Origin of the sequence: Pseudomonas sp. UW4 (genome assembly GCF_000316175.1) — a bacterium.
GTDB classification, from domain to species: Bacteria; Pseudomonadota; Gammaproteobacteria; order Pseudomonadales; family Pseudomonadaceae; genus Aquipseudomonas; species Aquipseudomonas laurylsulfatiphila.
Genome location: NC_019670.1, coordinates 3,307,532 through 3,326,316, shown reverse-complemented (window position 1 = coordinate 3,326,316; position 18,785 = coordinate 3,307,532). Strand labels below are relative to the sequence as shown.

Here is an 18,785-nt window from a genome sequence, read left to right as displayed (position 1 = left end):
CTCCAGCAGTTACTGTCGCACGTTCTGATACAGCATTAACCTTGAGGTTTCATGCATGGCGCGGGTCAACTGCACCAGGCGTTTGAACTCTTCAGGGTTTTGCTCGGCCACGTTGTCCAGGGGCGTTTTCGAGGCAAGGTCGTGGAGCGTTGGCGAGCTGCCGTCGTGCTCCATTTGCACCATGTAATGTTGAGTCACGCCGGCAATCAGCGGGAACGTTCCTTCGCGCAATACCAGCGGTACCACGCGTTCACCCTCGGGCGCCGGCTGCTGAATATCACGACCCATGCCGCTGTTGCGGAACTCAAGACCGGCCATGCCCGCCACGGTTGGCAACAAATCCACCAGGCCAACCGCCTCCTGGACCTTGCGTGTCCCGAGCAAGCCCGGGGCGTGGATGATCATCGGCACCGCATTGCTTTCCAGGCCCAGTTGCTCATAGGCCGGGGCCAGGAAAGGGATTTGCGCGATACGGGTGTTGTGGTCGCCAAACAGCACAAAGATGGTGTTGTCGTAGTAGCCGCCGGCCTTGGCGATTTCCATCAAGCGGCCGATGTTGAAGTCCAGCAGGCGCACGGCGTTGTATTGCTCGACACTGCGCGACCCTGCGGCCTGGACTTCCTCGAGGGTAGGGTGCTTGACCTCGAATCCATCATTGGTCTTGGGAATCGTGAAGGGACGATGGTTGCCGGCAGTCTGTACATACGCAAAGAACGGTTTGTCCTTGGGCAACGCCTGCAGGAGCTGGTCGGTCTCCTTGAACAGGTCCAGATCGGAAATGCCCCAGACATCCACCACCGGGGATTTCCAGTCCCGCTCTTCGTACAGGCGAACGCCGTCGATGCTTTGCCGAATCAAGGCATTCATGTTGGCCCAGCCGGAATTGCCGCCGATGGTGTAGATCTTCTCGTAGCCGGTGAAGGCATTGACCAGGGAGTTCTGCCGGGTGATCAACGGGTTACGCGTCGCAGTCTCTTGACGCGTGACGTCAGGGACCCCGGAAATGCTGGCCCATACGGTTTTTGCGGTGCCGGTCACCGGCACATAGAAGTGCTCGAAGAACCAGCTCTGCGTGGCCAGGCGATCGAGATTGGGGGTCGGATTGATCGGGTTACCGTAAGCCCCGACAGCACTGGTGCCCAGGGATTCAAGCATGACAAACATCACGTTCGGCGGTCGTGATCCCGGTATTTTGTAGGGTTGTGGTGCCTGGTGGCGAACAAAATTAAGCGTTTGCGGATCGGGCTGGTCAACGCCCAGGTAGTTGGCCATGACTGAATAGTGCTCGCGCACCTGTGCTTCGTCATAGCGCGACTGGCCGACCTTGAGCGTGTCATACAGGAAGATCACCGGGTTGAGCCCCAGTGCAGCAGTCTGGTTATTGCCCGAGAAGAAGGCATCGCTCCAGCGCAATGGCACAGGGTTTTCCAGGTTCATGTTCTCGACACGGCCCAAAATGCCCAGCAATACCACCATGACCATCAACGCGCCGCCCCATGTGGCAGAGAACGGGTGAATCGGTTTGCGAGGGCGGTCCAGCGTCACACGCTCCAGATGCACCAGGGCCAGTGTCGTCAACGCTACCGTTGCCAGCCAACCCAGAGAAATCCAGATGACCGGGTAGGTCTGCCAGACCATGTCACGGGATATTTGTGCATCCTCGATGAAGCGCAATACCGTGGCGTTGATCCTCATGCCCAGGTAAGCGTAATGCCCGAAATCGATGATGTAGATCAGCAGCAGGGTGCCTAGAGCCGCGAAAATGTAAAGGCGTGCGATCCAGCGCAGCAAGCGGCTTGTGATGAGGTTCCAGCGAGGAATCCAGGCAAGCAAAGCCAACGGCAGCATTACCAGAATGGCCAGGCGCAGATCGAAACGAAAGCCGATGCCCAGGGTTTCCCGTACGGCCTCGTCCTTGATCAGGGCATTAGCGTCGAAACCGGAATAGCCGAAAAAGAACACCACCCGTAGCAGGGCAAACAACGCAAACAGAATCGCTGTTGCGCCTAGCCAATAGTGCAAACGTCTCGATTGCAGCCAACCCATCCAAGTTCCCCTGTTAAATATGTCGTTGAAGCTCAAACGGATCTGGATGCTTTAAACACTGGGCTGGGTTGTTTGTTCAGGCAACCATACGTCCAGCGTGTGAAATGCATCAGAAGTGCCACGCAGCAAAACAGACCCAGTAGTGGATCAATCAGGTAATCCCAATAGTTTTGCGAAGGTTTCATCCCGGCTATAAAGGCCAGGGTCGCGCTGGCCAGCATCACGACGGCCAGGCTGTTGCGCAGGTAAAACAGGCCCAGAGTGAGCAGTGCGAAGAAAATCAACATCGGGCGCGGGCTGTATCCAAGTCGATAAGGATCCAGATCGCTCAGACCAAGGGTTGCCGGGTACAGCACCAGGGCCAACAGGGCGAACATGATCAGAATGCAGGTTTTACCCTGCCGCGCAGGCGGCAGGTAGCCCAGCCGACGTAAACAGCCCCATGCCATGAACACCAGTGACGTGATCGCAAGGTCATCGATGTGGCTGCGCAAATACGTGGCCAACGACAACCCGTCCAGCGGTATGAAGCTGGCGGCCAGCAAGGCGGCCAGCAGCGCGATACGCCAGCTCCTGTTCAAACCGAAAGACGGCAGCAAGAGGAAGATGATCATCGCGAAGCAGACATGGGCTTGCCAAAGGTTAATCATTTGAGTCGCTCGGACAGCCACGCATCGTTGAAAGTAACGTGCTTGATGAAAGTGTTGTTCCAGGAATAAACCAGGTGATACATGCCGTCCGGGCTGCGGATGAAATATGGATATTCATATTCAAACTCGCAGCCTCGGGGGTTACAGACACGTGTGTCGAGATTGTTCAGGAATTGCGCCTCCAGAGGTTGGCGCAGCGCGCCACTGGAACCGCGGAACTCATTGCCTATGATTTTTTTGTAGGCCTGGGGTGAAAACGGATCTCCTTCCGGATCAGGTGATTTGTCCAGGTCACGCAACGAGCGCCAATTGTCCATTTTTTCGTCGGTGCCATAAAGGCTCAGTTTGAAGCGCCCCTCTTGCAGGTCATTGAGCGCTACCAGCAGCCCATGCTCGGGGGTTGCGACGGCCGCCAGCGAGGAGTTCGGATTCCATGGCTCGAGCGGATAAGGTTCACTCCAGTTTTGTCCGGCATCTTCAGTGCGGGTTGCCAGAACACGGTGGTGGGTGTTGCCGGCATAACGCAACAAGGCGATGCCGCGCTGCCCATCCAGCGGAACCACCGTGGGTTGCAATGAGTTCTTGCCGTGGCTGATGCGGTATTTGTCGATCACATCACCGTCTGCGCTCAAGTAGAGGTACTCGGCAAACTTGCCCAGGAACTCGTGGTAGACCGGTAAACCGATGGAACCGTCGGCATGAAACACGGGTGCGGACCGGACCAGGGTGCTGATGTTCAGAAAGGGGGACGTGATCAGTTGGCGCGGCGCGGACCAGTTTTCACCGAAGTCATCGGAAACCATCACGTTTACTGCACTGCCGGCCCAGCCGCCCATGGACACGGATACGTAGAACAACCACAGGCGTTTATCCGGCGCCAGTGCAATCACCGGATTGCCCAGCTTGCGAATGTATCTTTGGGTGCCCTGTTGGGTCGAATTCCGTGTCGCCAATACCCGTTCGGCACCCCATTCGCCGGTTTTCGCGTCGAAGCGGGCGGAACGCACCTGCACATCGGCTGCGCCTTCGCGAGAGCCGGCAAACCAGGCTGTCATCAAACTACCGTCAGGCAAGGCTGTTACGGCCGAGGAGTGCACGAAGTCCACCAGCCCGGACGAGGCGAAACGGCTGGTATAAATGGGCCTGGCTACTTGATCGGTCACAGCCTTCACTGGATTCATCGCAAAGGACGAATGCGTGTGGGCAGGATTGAGTAACCATGCGGTCACAAACAGGCAAGACAGTGCGAGATAAACACCGAGGGCAGGAATACTGGGTAGCTTGATGCGCATTTGAGGCTAGGCATCTCTTGGCCCGATCGAGGGCCATAACTTATCACCTATAGTTGCAAGATCGATTTTATGCAAATGAAGTATTTGTAAGTAAATGTGTTTAAGGCGTCGCCGCTTTTGAAAAAGTCGACTCGCTGAAGTGGGGGATTGATTGAATCCAGGCGTATATTGATAGTGTCGATCCAGACAGTTGAGGCGATAGTAAATCGTCGGTGGTGTGACAGGCCAGAGCGCTGGGGGAATTGGATATCCCGGAACGTTTGGAGGTGTTACATGAGCCAGTATCAACGACTCTTTCTGATAGCAGGTCCAGCCATGCGCCACACCCCGGCGTTGGAACGAGCTATCGCCATTGCCCAAGCCACTGGTGCAGCGCTGCACATCACGGTGTTTATCGAAGACTCCAACCTCTTGGGGTTGATGAGCGCAGGTGCGCGTTTTCGTGAGGCCTGTCAGCAAGAGAACGAAAAGTGGCTCAAGGATGAGGCCGAGCTAATTCGCGGGCACGGGGTCAAGGTGAGTACCGAAGTGCTTGTTACGCGAACCGCGCTGCAAGAAATACTTGTGCATGTGGCAGAAATGCAGCCGGATCTGGTTATCAAGGACGTGCAACACGAGTCGGCGCTCAAACGCGTTTTCATTACGCCTCTGGATTGGCACCTGTTGCGCGAATGTCCGGTGGCTGTGCATCTGGTCAGCGAAGTCAGGTGCCCACTTCCGCGAGTGGTAGTGGCGGCAGTCGATCCGTCACAACCCGAGACTCAGATCACTGGCATCAACGACCGCATCATCCAGGCGGCGAACGGATTGTCGATGCAATGCAGCGCGGAGCTGCATCTGCTGTATGCCTACGATCTATCGCTGACACATATATCCGACGCAGGAGCTGGTGCAGTGACGATGCCGGGCTTCAGCAGCGATGTGCGCAAGTCACTGCAAAAGTCATTTATCGCACTGGCCGACCACTACGGCGTGCCCACTGAGCGACAACACTTCGTTGAAGGGCCACCTGGCAAAGCACTGGCCGACTTTGCAGCGCATCACCGGGCGGATGTGATCGTCATGGGAAATGCGCATCGCAAGGGACTGGGCAAATGGGTGGGCAGTACGACGGAGCATGTCCTGTATCAAGTGCCCTGCAACATTCTCGCCGTTGCGGGATCCGCGGATCAGTGAATGGATTGGCTGTTACACCGCAAAATGGCTCGCTCCTACGGAGATCACATTGATTTCCCAGGAGCGAGGCTTGCCCGCGAGAGGCCTTTGAGCCAGCCCCCCGATCACTTCAACGCCGGATCCCCCATGTTCATTTTCTTCCAGCCCTGCAACAGCACCTGGGCCTTTGGCTCCTGGCCGTTGGCCAGGTAGTACTGGATCAGCGACAGCCGTGCATTGCGGTTGGCCGGTTGTTCTTTCAACAGCCGTTCCAGTTCTGCGCAGGCTTCGTCAATCTTGCCGCTGTCATGCAGGGCCACTGCCAGTACGTAGCCGAATTGCCCACTCTGCGGTTCCAGCTTCGCGGCCTGGCGCAGGTACGGCATGGCTTGAGCCGCCTGGCCGGCACGAATCAGTGCCAGGCCCTGGGTGTATTGCAGCAGGCCCGAGTCAGGATGGTCCTTGAGGCTTTGCGCCAGCAGGGCATGACCTTCCTGGCTGCGACCGTTGGCCTCCAGCCACTGCACCAGGGTGACCAGCGCCGGGTAGAAGTCCGGATCGCGCTGCAGGGCCGTGCGCAGGAATCCTTCGACCTCGGCGTTGCGACCGCTGGCCTGATACAGCATCGCCAGGTTGAGGTTCGCTTCGGCGCGTTCGAGCAGGTTTTTCTGCACCGCCTCGTATTCGGCGATGGCGGCATTCCAGCTGTCCTGGGCCGTGCCCAGGCCGTTGGCCGCGACACTGAGCAGATCACGGGCGGCGGCGATGCGCACGGCTCTCACAGGGTCACTCAACAAGGGTGTCAGCAGTGGCGTACGTTCCGCTGGCGGTAGGAAGGCGCTGAGTGCGCGGATGGCGCTCTCACGGACTTGCGGCGCCGGGTTGTTGAGGTCCCTGGTGGCCAGTTTCAACGCTTGCTCGCTCGGATACTGCGCCAATTCGCCAAGCAGCGTCGCGCGCTGGATCGCCGGCAGGTTGCTGCGTTGCAGTTGCTCGATCAAGGCCTGTGCGGCACCGGCCTGACCGTTGCGAATCAGCCACAGGCTGTCGTCGTAGCGAGGGGCTTGTACCGCGCTGGCGTTGGCGGTGTTCCACAGCTTGAACTGCTCGGTGACCTTGTCGCCGGCCTTGCCCTGGTGGCATGACAGGCAGGCATCAGGTGTACCGAGTTTCTTTGCCCGCTCAGGGTTGGGGATGCTGAAGCTGTGGTCATGCCGGTAGTCATTGCCCATGTAGAACTTGCCGGGCATATGACAATCCACGCACTGCGAACCCGGTTGGCCCGTGGTGTGGCGAGTGTGTTCGACGGAGTCGTAGTTTTTCGCTTGCAGGCCCTTGCCGTCGACGCCTTCCACGGTGGTTTTGCCGGCGGTGTTGTGGCATTGCAGGCAGACACCGTTGCCTGGCGCTTTCAATTGAGTGCTGTGCGGGTTGTGGCAGTTGCTGCAACGCACGCCCTTGTCGAACATTTTGCTCTGGGCAAAGGAGCCGTGTTCGAACACTTCGTCCTTGATCTTGCCGTCCAGCGCGTACAGCTCGCGGGTCAGGACGCTCGGCAGGTAGTCGTCCATCAGCCGTTTGCCGACCGTGTAACCGTCATCCAGAGGCGCGCGGCGCGAGTGGCAGCGGGCGCAGGTTTCGATTTCGACGGTGGCGTTCTTGTCCTTGAGGTCGACGGCAAAGCCGGCATGGATCAGGTCGGTCTTTTTCGCCGTCCATTCCAGGTGACTGGATGCGGGGCCATGACAGGCCTGACAGCCGACACCCAGGCTGTTCCAATTGCTGTCGAAGGTGTTTTTTGCCGCGTCGAAATTGCGCTTGAAGCCGGTGGTATGGCATTCGACGCACATGAAGTTGGCGTTCTGGCTCGGTTTGCTCCAGTGCAGCGGGTTCTTGAAGTTCACGCCCTGGCCCGGGTAGAGGTGAAACCAGCGGTGCTTTTCGGTATCCCAGGCAATCCCAAGGGCCTGCAACCGGCCTTCGCCGACTTCGATCAGGTACTGCTGCAAGGGGGCGATGCCAAAGGCATAGGCCACCTTGAAATCGGTACTCCTGCCATCGATGCCCGGCGTGTTGACCCAGTATTCGTCGCCTTTGCGCGAGAACACCGTGGTCTCCTTTTCGGCCTTGAAGGTGACGTTGTTGAAGTCGCCGAGCATCGTGTCCGCGTTGGCTTGCTGCATCGCCAACTGGTGATGGGAGCCTTGCCAGTCCTTGACCTGCTCGCCGTGGCAACCCTGGCATTGCTGCTCGTCGACCATTTTCGCAGGCGCGACGGCGACGGGTTGCGGTTTGGCCGGTTGAACAGCAGGGGGGCTGACGGTGACCGGCTTGGGCGGCGTGGGTGTGCTGCTCAGCAAAAACCAGCCAATACCCGCCACAGTCAGCAACAGGATGCCGACGGTGACGGGGAACAGATAACGGTTGATCAGGGTCGGTTGCGAATCAGGGTTTGGCTGTGCAGCTTTGTTTTTATTTTTCGGCATTACGACTTCCATGGTCCAGGTGCGATTGCCGTCAGGCGCGCGTTGAGGCTTGATGCAGCTTTGCCGGAGGGTCGGCGTCTGTCAAATGGCATTGTTTTGAGGCAGATGGCCTCTTCGCGAGCAGGCTCGCTCCCACAGGGGAACACATCCTCATGTGGGAGCGAGCCTGCACGCGAAGGCGGCCGCCAAGGCGCAGCATCACTCCCCGACAAACCACCGGTAATACGGATTCCCGGAATCCCCGCGCATCACCTCGCGCATCTCCCTGGCCCAGCCCTCACGGTCACCCTCATAGGCATGCAGGCTCGCCCGGTAGAACTGCATCAGGCGTTGTTGCTGGGTGTTCATGCGCTCGATGAACCCGGCATCGGCGTTCAACAGTGCGGGTGGCTGATGCAGGCCGAGCAGGGCGGGCAGCACTCGGGTGATTTCCCTGGCGCGTACCCATGGCGCGTATTCGATGCGCGGCTGATCGTCCGTCACCGGTTGCGCTTGCCCAGCGAAGCGTTCCAGCCCCGCACGGTCAGTCACCCAGGTGGCGAGCAACGCCGCGGCCGAGCCGATGCCGATATCCTGCAAGGTGCTGCGGACGCTGTCCTGCTGGAAGCGTGCGTTGATCTTCGCCGCATCCAGCTCAATCGGCTCCATCGAACCCACCAGCAGCATCTCGTGGAACTCGCTGGTCCACAGGTTCGCGTAGGGGAATACGTCGAGGAAGCTGCGCACCAGTGAGCGCGAGTCGTCGATGTTCTGCGTCGGCAGCGGCAGCCATTGGGCGACCAGGCCCTGTTTTTGCAAACGGCTGGCGGCCAGTTGGTAGAAGTCCCGGGAGTACAGGTTGACCACACCGGCAGCGGAGGGCGGTGGCGGTTCAAGGGTGATCAGGTCGTAGCGCTGTGGATTGCGCAGCAGTTCCTGGCGACCGTCACGCAAGCGCACATCGACACCCGGATCGGCCGCGGCATTGAAATTGCCCTTGAACAAGGGGGCCGCCTTGACCACCGAAGGCAGCAGTTCGGCGACCACGCGATGTTCCAGGCCGGGGTAGCGGGTCAGGGCGCCGGCGGTGATGCCGGTGCCGAACCCGATCACCAGCGCCGAACGCGGTTCACCGTTGTGGATCAGCAAGGGCAGCAGCGCCTGAATCCGCATGTAACGCAGGGACGGCATGGCGTCGCCGGTATTGGACACGCCCTGGATATACAAACGCTGGAACGCCCGTTCGCCCTTGCCCTGGGTGACCACGGCGACGGTCCCGCCACGGCCTTCTTCGTAAAACGTCAGCGTGCCATTGCGTGCGCCCGGCAGCAGGCTGGCGAGCTTGTTGGCCGGCGTGAACACGGCCAGTGCCAAGGACACCAGGCCAATGGCAACCACCGCCTGACGCCGGCCTTTCTTCACACCATGGCCCTTGCGCACGGCGAGGTACGCGATACCGGCGGCGATCATCGCCAGCAGGCCCAGGGTCCGTACCAGGCCCAGCATCGGGATCAGGACAAAGCCGCAGAGCATAACGCCGATGATCCCGCCAAGGGTATTGAACGCGACGACTTCACCGACGTTGCGCCCCACCTGTGCGCCGCCGACGCTCAAGCGCAGGGCCAAGGGGAACGCCGCACCCAGCAACAGGGTCGGTACAAATACAATGCTCAAGGCCGCCACCGCAAAGCGCGTGCTCATGCCCGCCAGTTCACTGCCGCCCCATGACAATACCCAGGATTCGGCCAGGGTCTGGGCGAGCACCAGCCAGCGTCCGAGCAACGCCACTTCCAGCAAGGCAATCGCTCCGGCTGCGGCAATCAGCAAACCGAACACCCCCCAGGGATCACGCAGGCGATCGACCCGACGGGCCAGCAGCATGCTGCCCAGGAACAACCCGGTGAGGTAGGTTGCCAGCACCACGGCAAAGGCGTAGGTACGGGTGCTCATGAACTGCACGATCGATTGCGACCACACCACTTCGTAGCCCAGCGCTACGCCACCGGCAATGGCGTACAGCCACAGGGCCAGGCGGTCGGGGGCTTTTTGAACGTGATGTTTCGCTACCGTATCAACGGGGGCCACGCGCCGGCGCTGGAACCACAGGGCCCCTGCGGCGGCCAGCAGGTTCAGCATGGCAGCGGCCAGCGCACTGCCGCGCACGCCGAGGGTGGCAACCAGCACGAACGCGGCGAGCAGGGTGCCGGCGATGGCCCCGGCGGTGTTCGCCGCATACAGTTGCCCGCCGGCCTTGCCCAGGTGTTGCGGGTCAGTGGCCAGGGAGCGAACCAGCACCGGCAGGGTGCCGCCCATCAGCAACGCAGGAATGCCCACCAGCGCGAACGGCAGTACCCAGGCCAGCAAGCCCACGTGCGCTTCCAGCCAGGCAAACGGGCTGGCCGCCAGGCTCATGGCGAAGGTCGCAGCGACACCCAGCAGCGCCACCAGCACTTCCAGACCGGCGTAGAGCACAACTGGGTGCTGCATCCGGTCTGCCCAGCGGCCGAACAGCAAGCCGCCCAAGGCCAGCCCGGCAAAGAATGCGCTGATCCCGGTGGTGATGGCGTAGACCTCGACGCCCACGACCAACGACAGCTGCTTGATCCACAGCACCTGATACACCAGCGCCGCGGCGCCGGAGACAAACAGCAGCAGGGCGGGGATCAACAGCGCCGGGGAGGCGACTTGAGGGGCAGGTATGGCCGACGACTTGCTGGCGACACGTGAGGTCATTGCAGATTGCCTTGTACTGGTACGTTAAAACAGTGACTGCTGGATCTGAGTCAGTCAGATAATTTCAAACCTTACAAAAACCAATGTGGCGAGGGGGCTTGCCCCCGTTGGGTTGCGAAGCAGCCCCATGCGTTGTTTCAGGCAAATCAAATCGCCTGGTTTGCGACTGCTTCGCAGCCGAACGGGGGCAAGCCCCCTCGCCACAGAATAGTGTTTGCCACAAAAAAGTCCGCTCGCCGGTGAGGGCGAGCGGCGGTCTTACTGTGCAGCTTTCATTTTTTCAGCGATCTTGGCATCTACCGCCGCACGGATCTGGTCGATGCTGAAGCTGGCCGGTTTCTGGCTTGGCGGGTATTCGATGAACGTTTGCAGGAACCCGGCCGCTTTTTGTACGGCTTGCGCGGCCAGGTAGACGTTTTTGGTCTGCCAATCGTAATACTGGTCGGAAACCACGTCGGCCCGTTCATACGGGTCCATCCTCAGGTTGAAGATTTTCGGTACGCGCAGGCACACGAACGGTTCGCTCCAGACTTTAAAACCACCGGGCTCGCGTTGTTCGCAGAACACCACTTTCCAGTTACCGAAGCGCATCGACACCAGCACGCCGTCGTCGTTGAAGTAGTAGAACTCCTTGCGCTCGCCTTTAGGTTGTTGGCCGGTCAGGTAGGGCAGTTGGTTGAAACCGTCCAGGTGCACTTTGAAGTTGTTGCCACCCGAGGTCGGTGCCCACCCCTTGAGCAGCTTTTCCTTCACGTCGGTTTCGCCCGCGGCTGCCAGCAAGGTCGGGAACCAGTCCATGCCCGAAAACATTTCGTTGGAGACTTCACCGGCCTTGATCTTGCCCGGCCAGCGAATGATCGCCGGCACGCGGTAGGCGCCTTCCCAGTTGGAGTTCTTCTCGTTACGGAACGGCGTGGTCGCTGCGTCCGGCCAGGAGAACTGGTTCGGGCCGTTGTCGGTGGTGTAGACGACGATGGTGTTGTCGGCGATTTTCAGGTCATCGAGGGTCTTCAGCAGTTTGCCGACGTCGCCGTCGTGTTCCAGCATGCCATCGGCGTATTCGTTGCCGGGCATGCCGCTCTGGCCCTTCATCGAATCGCGCACGTGGGTGAACAGATGCATGCGCGTGGTGTTCATCCAGACGAAGAACGGTTTGTCGGCCTTCGCTTGTTTCTCGATGAACGCTTGCGCCGCAGCGGTAGTTTCATCGTCGATGGTTTCCATGCGCTTGGTGGTCAGCGCACCGGTGTCTTCGATCTTGCCGTCGGCGAAGCTGTGGATCACGCCCCGCGGGGTGTTGGCCTTGACGAACTCGGCATCGTCTTTTGGCCAGTACGGACGCTCAGGCTCTTCTTCGGCGTTGAGGTGGTACAGGTTGCCGAAGAACTCGTCGAAACCGTGGTTGGTCGGCAGGTATTCATCCTTGTCGCCCAGGTGGTTCTTGCCGAACTGGCCGGTGGCGTAGCCTTGGGACTTGAGCGCCTGGGCGATGGTGATATCACGCTTTTGCAGGCCAACCGGTGCGCCCGGGATGCCGACTTTCGACAGGCCGGTACGCAAAGGCGTCTGGCCAGTGATGAACGAAGACCGGCCGGCGGTGCAGCTGTTCTCCGCGTAATAGTCGGTGAACATCATGCCTTCTTTGGCAATGCGGTCGATGTTCGGCGTCTTGTAGCCAACCACGCCCATGGAATAGGCGCTGATGTTGGTCTGGCCGATATCGTCGCCGAAGATCACCAGAATGTTGGGTTTATCAGCGGCTCCGGCTGTTGCCGAAATCGCCATCACCGAGGTTGCCACCAGGGCGAGTTTCGGTAGCCACTTACCTATGCGAGTCATCTGACTGGCTCCTTTTCACTGCGTCGCTGAATGCGACAAACGTTTATTGCGGTCCTGCGTAACGCTTTTTTTATTGCACTTGCTCGGGTGTGGCGGCGTCGTACGGATAGATCCGGCGCCATTCGGACGCCATGTCGACGACTGTCCAGCCACGCTTGTTCGCTTCGTCCAGGGCCTTGTCCAGGCGACCGATCTGCGACTGTCGGTCGTAAGCCCATTCGCGTTTGGCGTCGGTGTGATGCACCAGCCCCATGAATCGTTTGCCGGGACCGGCGGCGGTCCACTGGAGCATTTGCAGGTCACCGTCGGAATTGCCGAACGCGAGGATCGGACGACGACCGATTACCGCGTCGATGCTTTCCGGCTTGCCCGGGCCATCGTCGTTGTGGGCCAGTTTCGGCGTGCGCAGGATCGACGCCTCGCCGTCCTTGTACTGGAACGCGGTGACGAAGGTGGTGCCGATCACCTGCTCCGGTGGAACGCCATAGACCTTCTCGGCAAAGGCGCGCATGAACCCGGTATCGCCACCGGAGACGATGTAGGTCTTGAAGGCGTTGCCGCGCAGGTAGTCGAGCATCTCCAGCATCGGCTGGAAGATCATTTCGGTGTACGGCTTGCCGGTTTTCGGATGCCTGGCCTGACTCAGCCAGGTCTTGGCGTAGTCATCGAACGCTTCACTGGTCATGCCGGTGTGGGTCGCCCCGAAGATCTTCATCATGCCTTCCATGCCGCTGGCGGCCAGTGCCTTGTGATCGTTTTCCAGCACGGCCTGGAATGGCTGGGTGGTTTTCCATTCCGGGTGCTGCGGCGCTGTGCGTTTGACTTCTTCGAGGGCGAACAGCAATTCGAAGTACATCGGCTGCTCGCTCCACAAGGTGCCGTCGTTATCGAACACGGCAATGCGGTCTTCGGGTTTGACGAAGTCCTTGCTGTTTTGATCGGTCACCGCCTGCACGAACTCGATGATCTGCTTTTTCGACGGTCCATCGTTCCACGAGGGCAGCGGTTCGGCTGCCTGGACCAGCAGCGGCAGGCTCAAGACCAGGGTCAGCAGGAAGCTGAATACGCGATGATGGTGTAACGATATCGAATTCGTCATGGGAAACCCTTCTTGTGAACGGGGTTGAGCGGATGAAGAGCAGAAGAGACTGATTCTCTGTTGCACTCGGCCTGACTATGCAGCGTAGACAAGGATTCCCTGATTTGGCGCAGAGCCTGCTCTTTGTCCGTTTCGCGGCCGTAACAGGCCCGCAGGAAGCTTTGCAGGCGCGGGCCGAGACCGGTCAGTTTCAGGCCCCGGCGGCTGCGTCGGGTCCACAGGTACAGGGCGCTCAATTGCGTCGGTTTGCTCTCCAGTTGTGCCGGAATCTGCTTCCACGCGTAGTCGGCGGACTCGAGCCAGGCGGCGTGTCGGGCGCGGCGGCGGGCTTGCCACTTGAGGTATGCGCGGTGTACGAGCGGGCGACTGAACCAGCCCAGTGCCACCAACGCCAGGGCCAATAGTCCGAACCAGTGCCCGGAAAGATGCAGGCGATTGTGCTGGCCGAGTTTTTTCAGGTCTTCGGTGATTGAAAATACCGGCTTGTAGGCGCTGTTGGCCGCGGCGTCGAAGGTCACGCCAGGCACCGTGGCCGTGCGGGTTTGCTGGCTGCTGGCATCCCACCATTTCAGTTCGACGGATGGCAGGCTGTAGTGGCCTTCGGTGTCGATTCGATACGTCACGCTGTCGATGCGCTGGCCGCCATTGAAGTGGCCGCGACCGTCATCCAGATTGCGGATTTGCGCTGCTTTCGGGTAGCGACTCAGGCCCCTGATGGCCTCCAGCGTCGGTGTCGGCAATGACATGCCCAGGGCACCGTCGGCCTGTAGCGTCAGTTCCCGGGTGATGCTGTCGCCGACCTTCAGCGGCGTGGCCGAATGGATGATCTTTTGGGTAAGCCGTAGCCCTTGCGCCACCAGCACCGCCTCCCCGGGCTGGAATCCCGGCGGCTGTGCGGCGTTGAAGTGCAGTGGTTGACTGTGGGCGCTGAGTGCGTGGCTGGCCTGGCCCGGTGTGGCTTGTACGGTCAGCGCCGGAATGTCGAAGCCCTGGGCCAGGTTCGGGGTGATCAGATAGCTGTAGCGCATGCCGCTGAAGGATTGGCCGTCGATCGTCTGGTTCAGGTGTTCGGCGTGGCCGTCCGGCGGCATCACCAGTGCACCGGGCAGTTTCAGGTCGGGCAGGGTGGGGGCGCTGGTGAACCAGGTGTCGGTGAAGACATCGAGTTGCAGTTCGACCAGGCTGCCGACCATGACGGGGGTGGTGGGTTGCAGGGTGGCGCTGACCCGCAGCTGGGGTTCGGCGGCGAGGGTGCCAGTGCTGATCAGGCAAAGGAGCAAGGTGCCGAGTTTTGTGGTGAGCGTTCTGGCCCATTCGCGGGCAAGCCCGCTCCCACAGGGGATCGGTGGCGCACACAAATCCAGTGTGGGAGCGGGCTTGCTCGCGAAGGCCGCGACACGGACTTTCAGGCTGATCATGGCTTGGCCCCCGCCTGATCCTGCAGGCTGAACTTCTGCTTGAGAAACTTCGCCGGCGACGTGGTCAGGTTCTGCAGCCACTGCTCATCCGAGGCGGCCTGTTGGGTCTGCACCTGTTTGCTCTGGCCCTTGCCCGGTGCCTTGTCCATCTTGATTTCGTCGGGTTTGACCTCTGGCGTGTTTTTCTCGGCGCTTTCGGTGTCTTTCTGCAAGGCGATGGCCAGCGCCAGGTTGGCCGTGGCTTCGGGGAACTGCGGTTGCAACTTCAGCGCCTGGTTATAGGTGGCGATGGCCTGATCGAACTTGAACCGGCGCACGTAGATATTGCCCAGGTAGAAATACGCCTGCGGTGTATCGAGCCGCGCGAAACTGGCCAGTGCCAGGTCGAAATCGGCCGCATTGTAGGCGGCCACGCCTTTCCAGTAGGGATCGACGAACAGCGCCGCCGCCTGAGGGTAGTGCTGGTGTTCGAAGGCCCAGCGGCCTTGCTGGTCGCGGGTGAAAAAGGCATCGGTCAGCGCGTTGGCCTGTGCCGGCGCCGATTGCAGCCCCAGGCCCACCGCCAGCAGCAGTCCAGCCATCCAGTTCACGCTCCAGCCCCTGCGTACGCTGAAGAAAGCAAACAGCAGCAGCGGCCAGCAAAACCAGTAGCCGGCGTCTTTCCAGTGCAACTCACGCTGTTCGTCGCTGGCTGACTGGTAGTGCTGCTCGGCATACAGTTCGATCCAGTCCAGATCGTCATCGTTGAGGGTCAGGCTGCCCAGCGGGGCATCCAGCGTTGAGGCAAGCTGCTTGAGGGCGTCCTGGTCGAAACTGCCGAGTTGCGGGCGACCATTGCTGTCGATGCGCGGCTGGCCGCTGGCATCGCGGATGATCCCGCCGTCGGTGCTGCCGGCCGCCAGAATCAGCACTTGCAACGCACTGCCAGCCAGTCGTTTGTCCAGCCCGGCCAGTGCCGTGGTGTCGGCGCCATCGGTGATCAGCAGCAGGGTACCGGGTGTTTTTTCGGCGGCCAGCAGGCGCTTGGCCTGATCGATAACGGCACCGACATCTTTCCCCGGTTTTTCGATCAGATCGGTGCTCAGGGCCTGAATGAAGGTATCGAGCAGCGCCGGATCGTCGGTGGCGGGTAAAACCAGATGCGCGCTGCCGGCATAGGCAATCAAGGCGTTGCGCGAACCGGCGCGGCGCTGGACCAGGTCGTGGAGCTTGTGCTTGACCGCTTCCAGGCGACTGGGTGGGACATCGCTGGCGTCCATGGACGGCGACAGGTCGACGGCGATGATCAGCGGCGCGCGGTTTTCCAGAAAATCCGGGCGATCCTGTTCCCAGGTCGGCCCGGCGGCGGCGAGGGCGCCCAGTACCAACAGCGCAAACAGCAGATGCACCGGGCGCAGGCGGTGCCGGTCTTGCGGGGTGATGAGCAGATGCGGCAGCAGGTGTGCCGCGATATTGCTGCGCCAGCGACGCTGCAAATCCTGGCTATGTCGCCACAGCACTGGCAGCAGTGCGCCGAACACGACGAGCAACAGCCACACGGGGCGCAGGAAATGGAAGTCGCTGAGGTTGATGTCCATCTCAGGCCTCCTGCCGTTGACGGGCGAGCACCAGCCGTGGAAGCAGCAGGGCGCCCAGGTGATACGTCGCCAGCAGCGCAAGGGCTGCGCCCAGCGGCCACCAGAACAGATCGCGTTTGGGCTGGTGGCTGAGGGTTTTCACCTGATGCGGGGTTAGCTTGTCGAGGGTGCTGTAGACCTGATCCAGGGCGTTGCGATCTTCGGCGCGGAAGAAGCGTCCGCCCGTGGTTTGGGCAATGTCCTTCAGGCCTTGCAGGTTGACCTTGGCTTCGCCTTCGGCGTTCGGGTCGCCGATGCCGATGGTGTGAATCACCACCCCTTTGGCGGCAGCCATGGCGGCCGCGTGATCCGGGGTGATGGCGCTGCTGGTGTCGTTGCCGTCGGTGATCAGGATCAGCACTTTTTCCTGCTCGTGGGCCTGCTCCAGCAGTTTCAGGCTCAGGCCGATGGCGTCGCCGATGGCGGTGTTGGGGCCGGCCATGCCGATGCCGGTGTCGTCCAGCAGCAGTGACAGGCTGGCGTGATCGAGGGTCAAGGGTGCCTGCGGATAGGCGCCGGTGCCGAACACGATCAGTCCGATTCGATCGTCCTTGCGCTTGTCGATGAACCCGTGCACCACGTCCTTGACCGCGGCCAGGCGATTGATTTTCTGGCCGTTGGCGTCGCTGAAGTCGGTGGTTTCCATCGACTGGGAAATGTCGATGGCCAGCATCAGGTCACGCACGGGCTGCTGGCGCTCGATGGGCTTTTCCACCCACACCGGCCGGCTCGCCGCCACCAGCAACAGTGTCCAGACCAGCAGGTTCAGGAGCAACTGCCAGCGGTTGCTGCGGGTACCGGCCTGGCTGGGTGCCTGGCCGACAGCACGGCTCATGGCGGCGAAAAACGGTACGCGAACGGCACTGCGCGCCTCGCGGTAATCGGGCAGGTAGCGATAACCCAGCCATGGCAATGGCAGCAGGATCAGCAACCAGGGGTAATCAAGCTGCCACATGATGACGTTCCACCCAGGTTTTGCAGGTGCTGAACAACAGTTGGCGCTGCTCGTTGGGCATGGCCCGCAAGGTTGCGTCAGGCGCGTAGGCCAGCAGCGACAGTTGTTGGCTGAAGTCGGCGGGCAAGGGTTGTGAAATGTGCCGCTGCAGGAATGCCTGCCAATCCTTGTTTCCTAACGCCGCAGGACCCTGTGGGAGCGGGCTTGCCCGCGATGAGGCCATGACATTCAAAATTGATGTCGACTGACAGGACGCCTTCGCGGGCAAGCCCGCTCCCACAGGGAATGCATTCCAGTTAGAGGACGGCATGGAGAGGGCCACGCGTTTGAGCAACTCCGGAAGTTCGCGCAACGCATTCAGGTCATTGCTGCGCTGCTGCAACTCCGCCAGCCGTGCCAGCGCCTCGCGCCGATAGCGGTCGCGCCGCCATTGCCAGTAACGTCGGGCACTGACTAGCAACAGGCTGAGCACCAATAATGTCAGCAACGCCCACCAGCCCCACGTCTGCGGCGCATAGCTGACCGGTGCCGGCAGGGCCATTTCCTTGAGTTGGTCGATGCTCGGGACAGCGGGGTTCATCGGCGCCCCCGGACGAGCTTGCCCAGTTCGGCGCGCAGTTGTTCGTGGGCTTCGGTGGCGGTGCTGAACATCATCAAAGGCACCTGGCTGCGGCGCAGCAAGGTCGCGACGTCCTTGAGCCGACCGCTGAGAAAATCCCCCAATGGCTGATGCACCTGTTGCCGATCCACCGCCAATTCCACCTGCAATAGCCCCTGCGTGATCAGCACGCGACCGTTTTTCGGCAGGTTCAACGCCAGCGGGTCATAGACCTGCATGGCGATCACATCGTTATGGGCCGCCAGTTGCCGCATGAGCTGCAAGGTGCGTTCACCGGCCCCGGCAAAATCACTGACGATGCAGATCAGGTGATCGTGACCGGCCACGGCCAGGCAATGCTGCAGGACCTTGTCGAGCTGGTCTTCGCCCTCGGCATCCGGGTTGCCCGCATTGAGTGCCTGGTTCTGTTGGGCAATGCGGCTGCACAGCGCCTCGACGCGTTTGCGGCTGCGCAGCGGGGCGATGCTGTCGATGCGTTGATCGTTGAATACCAGCCCACCGACGCGGTCGCCCGCGTTGAACACCATCCACGCCGCCAGGGCGCCGAGTTCGGCGGCGACCGCGGATTTGAAGCTGCGTTGCGAACCGAAGAACATCGACATGCGCTGGTCGACGAGGATCAGCGCCGGGCGGTCGCGCTCTTCGGTGAATGTCCGTACCACCGGTTTGCCGGTGCGCAGGGAGGCGCGCCAGTCGAGATGACGCAAATCGTCCCCCGGCTGATAACGGCGCAGCTCATCGAAGTTCAGGCCGCGGCCACGCAAGCGTGACGCGTGATTACCCGCGAGGATGCTGCCTTGAGGTTGGCGAGCGACAAAACTCAGGTCACGGGCCTTGAACTCCAGGGCCATCAACTGCGCCAGAGAGACATACACCAGGCCGTCGACGCTGTTCATGG

Annotated in this window: 13 protein-coding genes; 1 reads left to right on the top strand and 12 read right to left on the bottom strand. The window is 60.8% G+C overall.

What is annotated here, in order from left to right:
• Positions 1 to 9 precede the first annotated feature (9 nt).
• Genes PPUTUW4_RS14390 through PPUTUW4_RS14380 form a run of 3 tightly spaced genes read right to left on the bottom strand, consistent with a single transcriptional unit; the run spans position 10 to position 3,988 of the window.
• Complete coding sequence (locus tag PPUTUW4_RS14390) at positions 10 to 2,046, bottom strand: alkaline phosphatase family protein (protein ID WP_015095329.1); 2,037 nt, start codon at positions 2,044 to 2,046, stop codon at positions 10 to 12.
• 32 nt (positions 2,047 to 2,078) lie between these two features.
• Positions 2,079 to 2,696: a hypothetical protein gene (locus tag PPUTUW4_RS14385; RefSeq protein ID WP_015095328.1), complete on the bottom strand. Its 618-nt coding sequence runs from the start codon at positions 2,694 to 2,696 to the stop codon at positions 2,079 to 2,081.
• Positions 2,693 to 3,988 carry a sialidase family protein gene (locus PPUTUW4_RS14380; RefSeq protein WP_015095327.1) on the bottom strand — a complete coding sequence of 432 codons (1,296 nt, stop codon included), beginning with the start codon at positions 3,986 to 3,988 and terminating at the stop codon, positions 2,693 to 2,695. The genes PPUTUW4_RS14385 and PPUTUW4_RS14380 overlap by 4 nt, the downstream gene beginning before the upstream one ends.
• Positions 3,989 to 4,261: 273 nt before the next feature.
• Here PPUTUW4_RS14380 and PPUTUW4_RS14375 point away from each other — a divergent pair, with 273 nt between their 5' ends.
• Positions 4,262 to 5,164: a universal stress protein gene (locus PPUTUW4_RS14375; protein WP_015095326.1), complete on the top strand. Its 903-nt coding sequence runs from the start codon at positions 4,262 to 4,264 to the stop codon at positions 5,162 to 5,164.
• Positions 5,165 to 5,268: 104 nt separating this feature from the next.
• Here PPUTUW4_RS14375 and PPUTUW4_RS14370 read toward each other — a convergent pair whose 3' ends face one another.
• From PPUTUW4_RS14370 to PPUTUW4_RS14330, 9 genes are all read right to left on the bottom strand, one after another.
• Positions 5,269 to 7,629: a tetratricopeptide repeat protein gene (locus PPUTUW4_RS14370; protein ID WP_015095325.1), complete on the bottom strand. Its 2,361-nt coding sequence runs from the start codon at positions 7,627 to 7,629 to the stop codon at positions 5,269 to 5,271.
• A gap of 198 nt (positions 7,630 to 7,827) precedes the next feature.
• Positions 7,828 to 10,341 carry a fused MFS/spermidine synthase gene (locus PPUTUW4_RS14365; protein WP_015095324.1) on the bottom strand — a complete coding sequence of 838 codons (2,514 nt, stop codon included), beginning with the start codon at positions 10,339 to 10,341 and terminating at the stop codon, positions 7,828 to 7,830.
• 258 nt (positions 10,342 to 10,599) lie between these two features.
• Positions 10,600 to 12,180, bottom strand: a complete 1,581-nt coding sequence (locus PPUTUW4_RS14360) for an arylsulfatase (protein WP_015095323.1) — start codon at positions 12,178 to 12,180, stop codon at positions 10,600 to 10,602.
• Positions 12,181 to 12,250: 70 nt separating this feature from the next.
• Positions 12,251 to 13,279, bottom strand: a complete 1,029-nt coding sequence (locus PPUTUW4_RS14355; protein ID WP_015095322.1) for an HAD family hydrolase — start codon at positions 13,277 to 13,279, stop codon at positions 12,251 to 12,253.
• Positions 13,276 to 14,697, bottom strand: a complete 1,422-nt coding sequence (locus PPUTUW4_RS14350) for a BatD family protein (protein ID WP_015095321.1) — start codon at positions 14,695 to 14,697, stop codon at positions 13,276 to 13,278. Before PPUTUW4_RS14350 ends, PPUTUW4_RS14355 begins: the two co-directional genes overlap by 4 nt.
• Positions 14,694 to 16,274, bottom strand: coding sequence for a VWA domain-containing protein (locus PPUTUW4_RS14345; RefSeq protein WP_015095320.1), 1,581 nt, complete (start codon positions 16,272 to 16,274; stop codon positions 14,694 to 14,696). Before PPUTUW4_RS14345 ends, PPUTUW4_RS14350 begins: the two co-directional genes overlap by 4 nt.
• 1 nt (position 16,275) lies before the next feature.
• Complete coding sequence (locus PPUTUW4_RS14340) at positions 16,276 to 17,268, bottom strand: VWA domain-containing protein (RefSeq protein WP_015095319.1); 993 nt, start codon at positions 17,266 to 17,268, stop codon at positions 16,276 to 16,278.
• Positions 17,255 to 17,848 (bottom strand): DUF4381 domain-containing protein, encoded by a 594-nt coding sequence (locus tag PPUTUW4_RS14335; protein WP_015095318.1) that lies wholly within the window; start codon positions 17,846 to 17,848, stop codon positions 17,255 to 17,257. Before PPUTUW4_RS14335 ends, PPUTUW4_RS14340 begins: the two co-directional genes overlap by 14 nt.
• Entirely contained in the window at positions 17,845 to 18,783 is a 939-nt protein-coding gene (locus tag PPUTUW4_RS14330; protein ID WP_041475042.1) for a DUF58 domain-containing protein, read from the bottom strand. The genes PPUTUW4_RS14335 and PPUTUW4_RS14330 overlap by 4 nt, the downstream gene beginning before the upstream one ends.
• Positions 18,784 to 18,785: the final 2 nt, after the last annotated feature.

Excerpts from the sequence above, each read along its gene's own strand:
- PPUTUW4_RS14385 (WP_015095328.1), bottom strand. The coding sequence starts at position 2,696 with ATGATTAACCTTTGGCAAGCCCATGTCTGCTTCGCGATGATCATCTTC.
- PPUTUW4_RS14365 (WP_015095324.1), bottom strand. The coding sequence starts at position 10,341 with ATGACCTCACGTGTCGCCAGCAAGTCGTCGGCCATACCTGCCCCTCAA.
- PPUTUW4_RS14340 (WP_015095319.1), bottom strand. The coding sequence starts at position 17,268 with ATGTGGCAGCTTGATTACCCCTGGTTGCTGATCCTGCTGCCATTGCCA.
- PPUTUW4_RS14370 (WP_015095325.1), bottom strand. The coding sequence starts at position 7,629 with ATGCCGAAAAATAAAAACAAAGCTGCACAGCCAAACCCTGATTCGCAA.
- PPUTUW4_RS14390 (WP_015095329.1), bottom strand. The coding sequence starts at position 2,046 with ATGGGTTGGCTGCAATCGAGACGTTTGCACTATTGGCTAGGCGCAACA.
- PPUTUW4_RS14360 (WP_015095323.1), bottom strand. The coding sequence starts at position 12,180 with ATGACTCGCATAGGTAAGTGGCTACCGAAACTCGCCCTGGTGGCAACC.
- PPUTUW4_RS14375 (WP_015095326.1), top strand. The coding sequence starts at position 4,262 with ATGAGCCAGTATCAACGACTCTTTCTGATAGCAGGTCCAGCCATGCGC.
- PPUTUW4_RS14345 (WP_015095320.1), bottom strand. The coding sequence starts at position 16,274 with ATGGACATCAACCTCAGCGACTTCCATTTCCTGCGCCCCGTGTGGCTG.
- PPUTUW4_RS14330 (WP_041475042.1), bottom strand. The coding sequence starts at position 18,783 with ATGAACAGCGTCGACGGCCTGGTGTATGTCTCTCTGGCGCAGTTGATG.
- PPUTUW4_RS14350 (WP_015095321.1), bottom strand. The coding sequence starts at position 14,697 with ATGATCAGCCTGAAAGTCCGTGTCGCGGCCTTCGCGAGCAAGCCCGCT.
- PPUTUW4_RS14380 (WP_015095327.1), bottom strand. The coding sequence starts at position 3,988 with ATGCGCATCAAGCTACCCAGTATTCCTGCCCTCGGTGTTTATCTCGCA.
- PPUTUW4_RS14335 (WP_015095318.1), bottom strand. The coding sequence starts at position 17,848 with ATGAACCCCGCTGTCCCGAGCATCGACCAACTCAAGGAAATGGCCCTG.
- PPUTUW4_RS14355 (WP_015095322.1), bottom strand. The coding sequence starts at position 13,279 with ATGACGAATTCGATATCGTTACACCATCATCGCGTATTCAGCTTCCTG.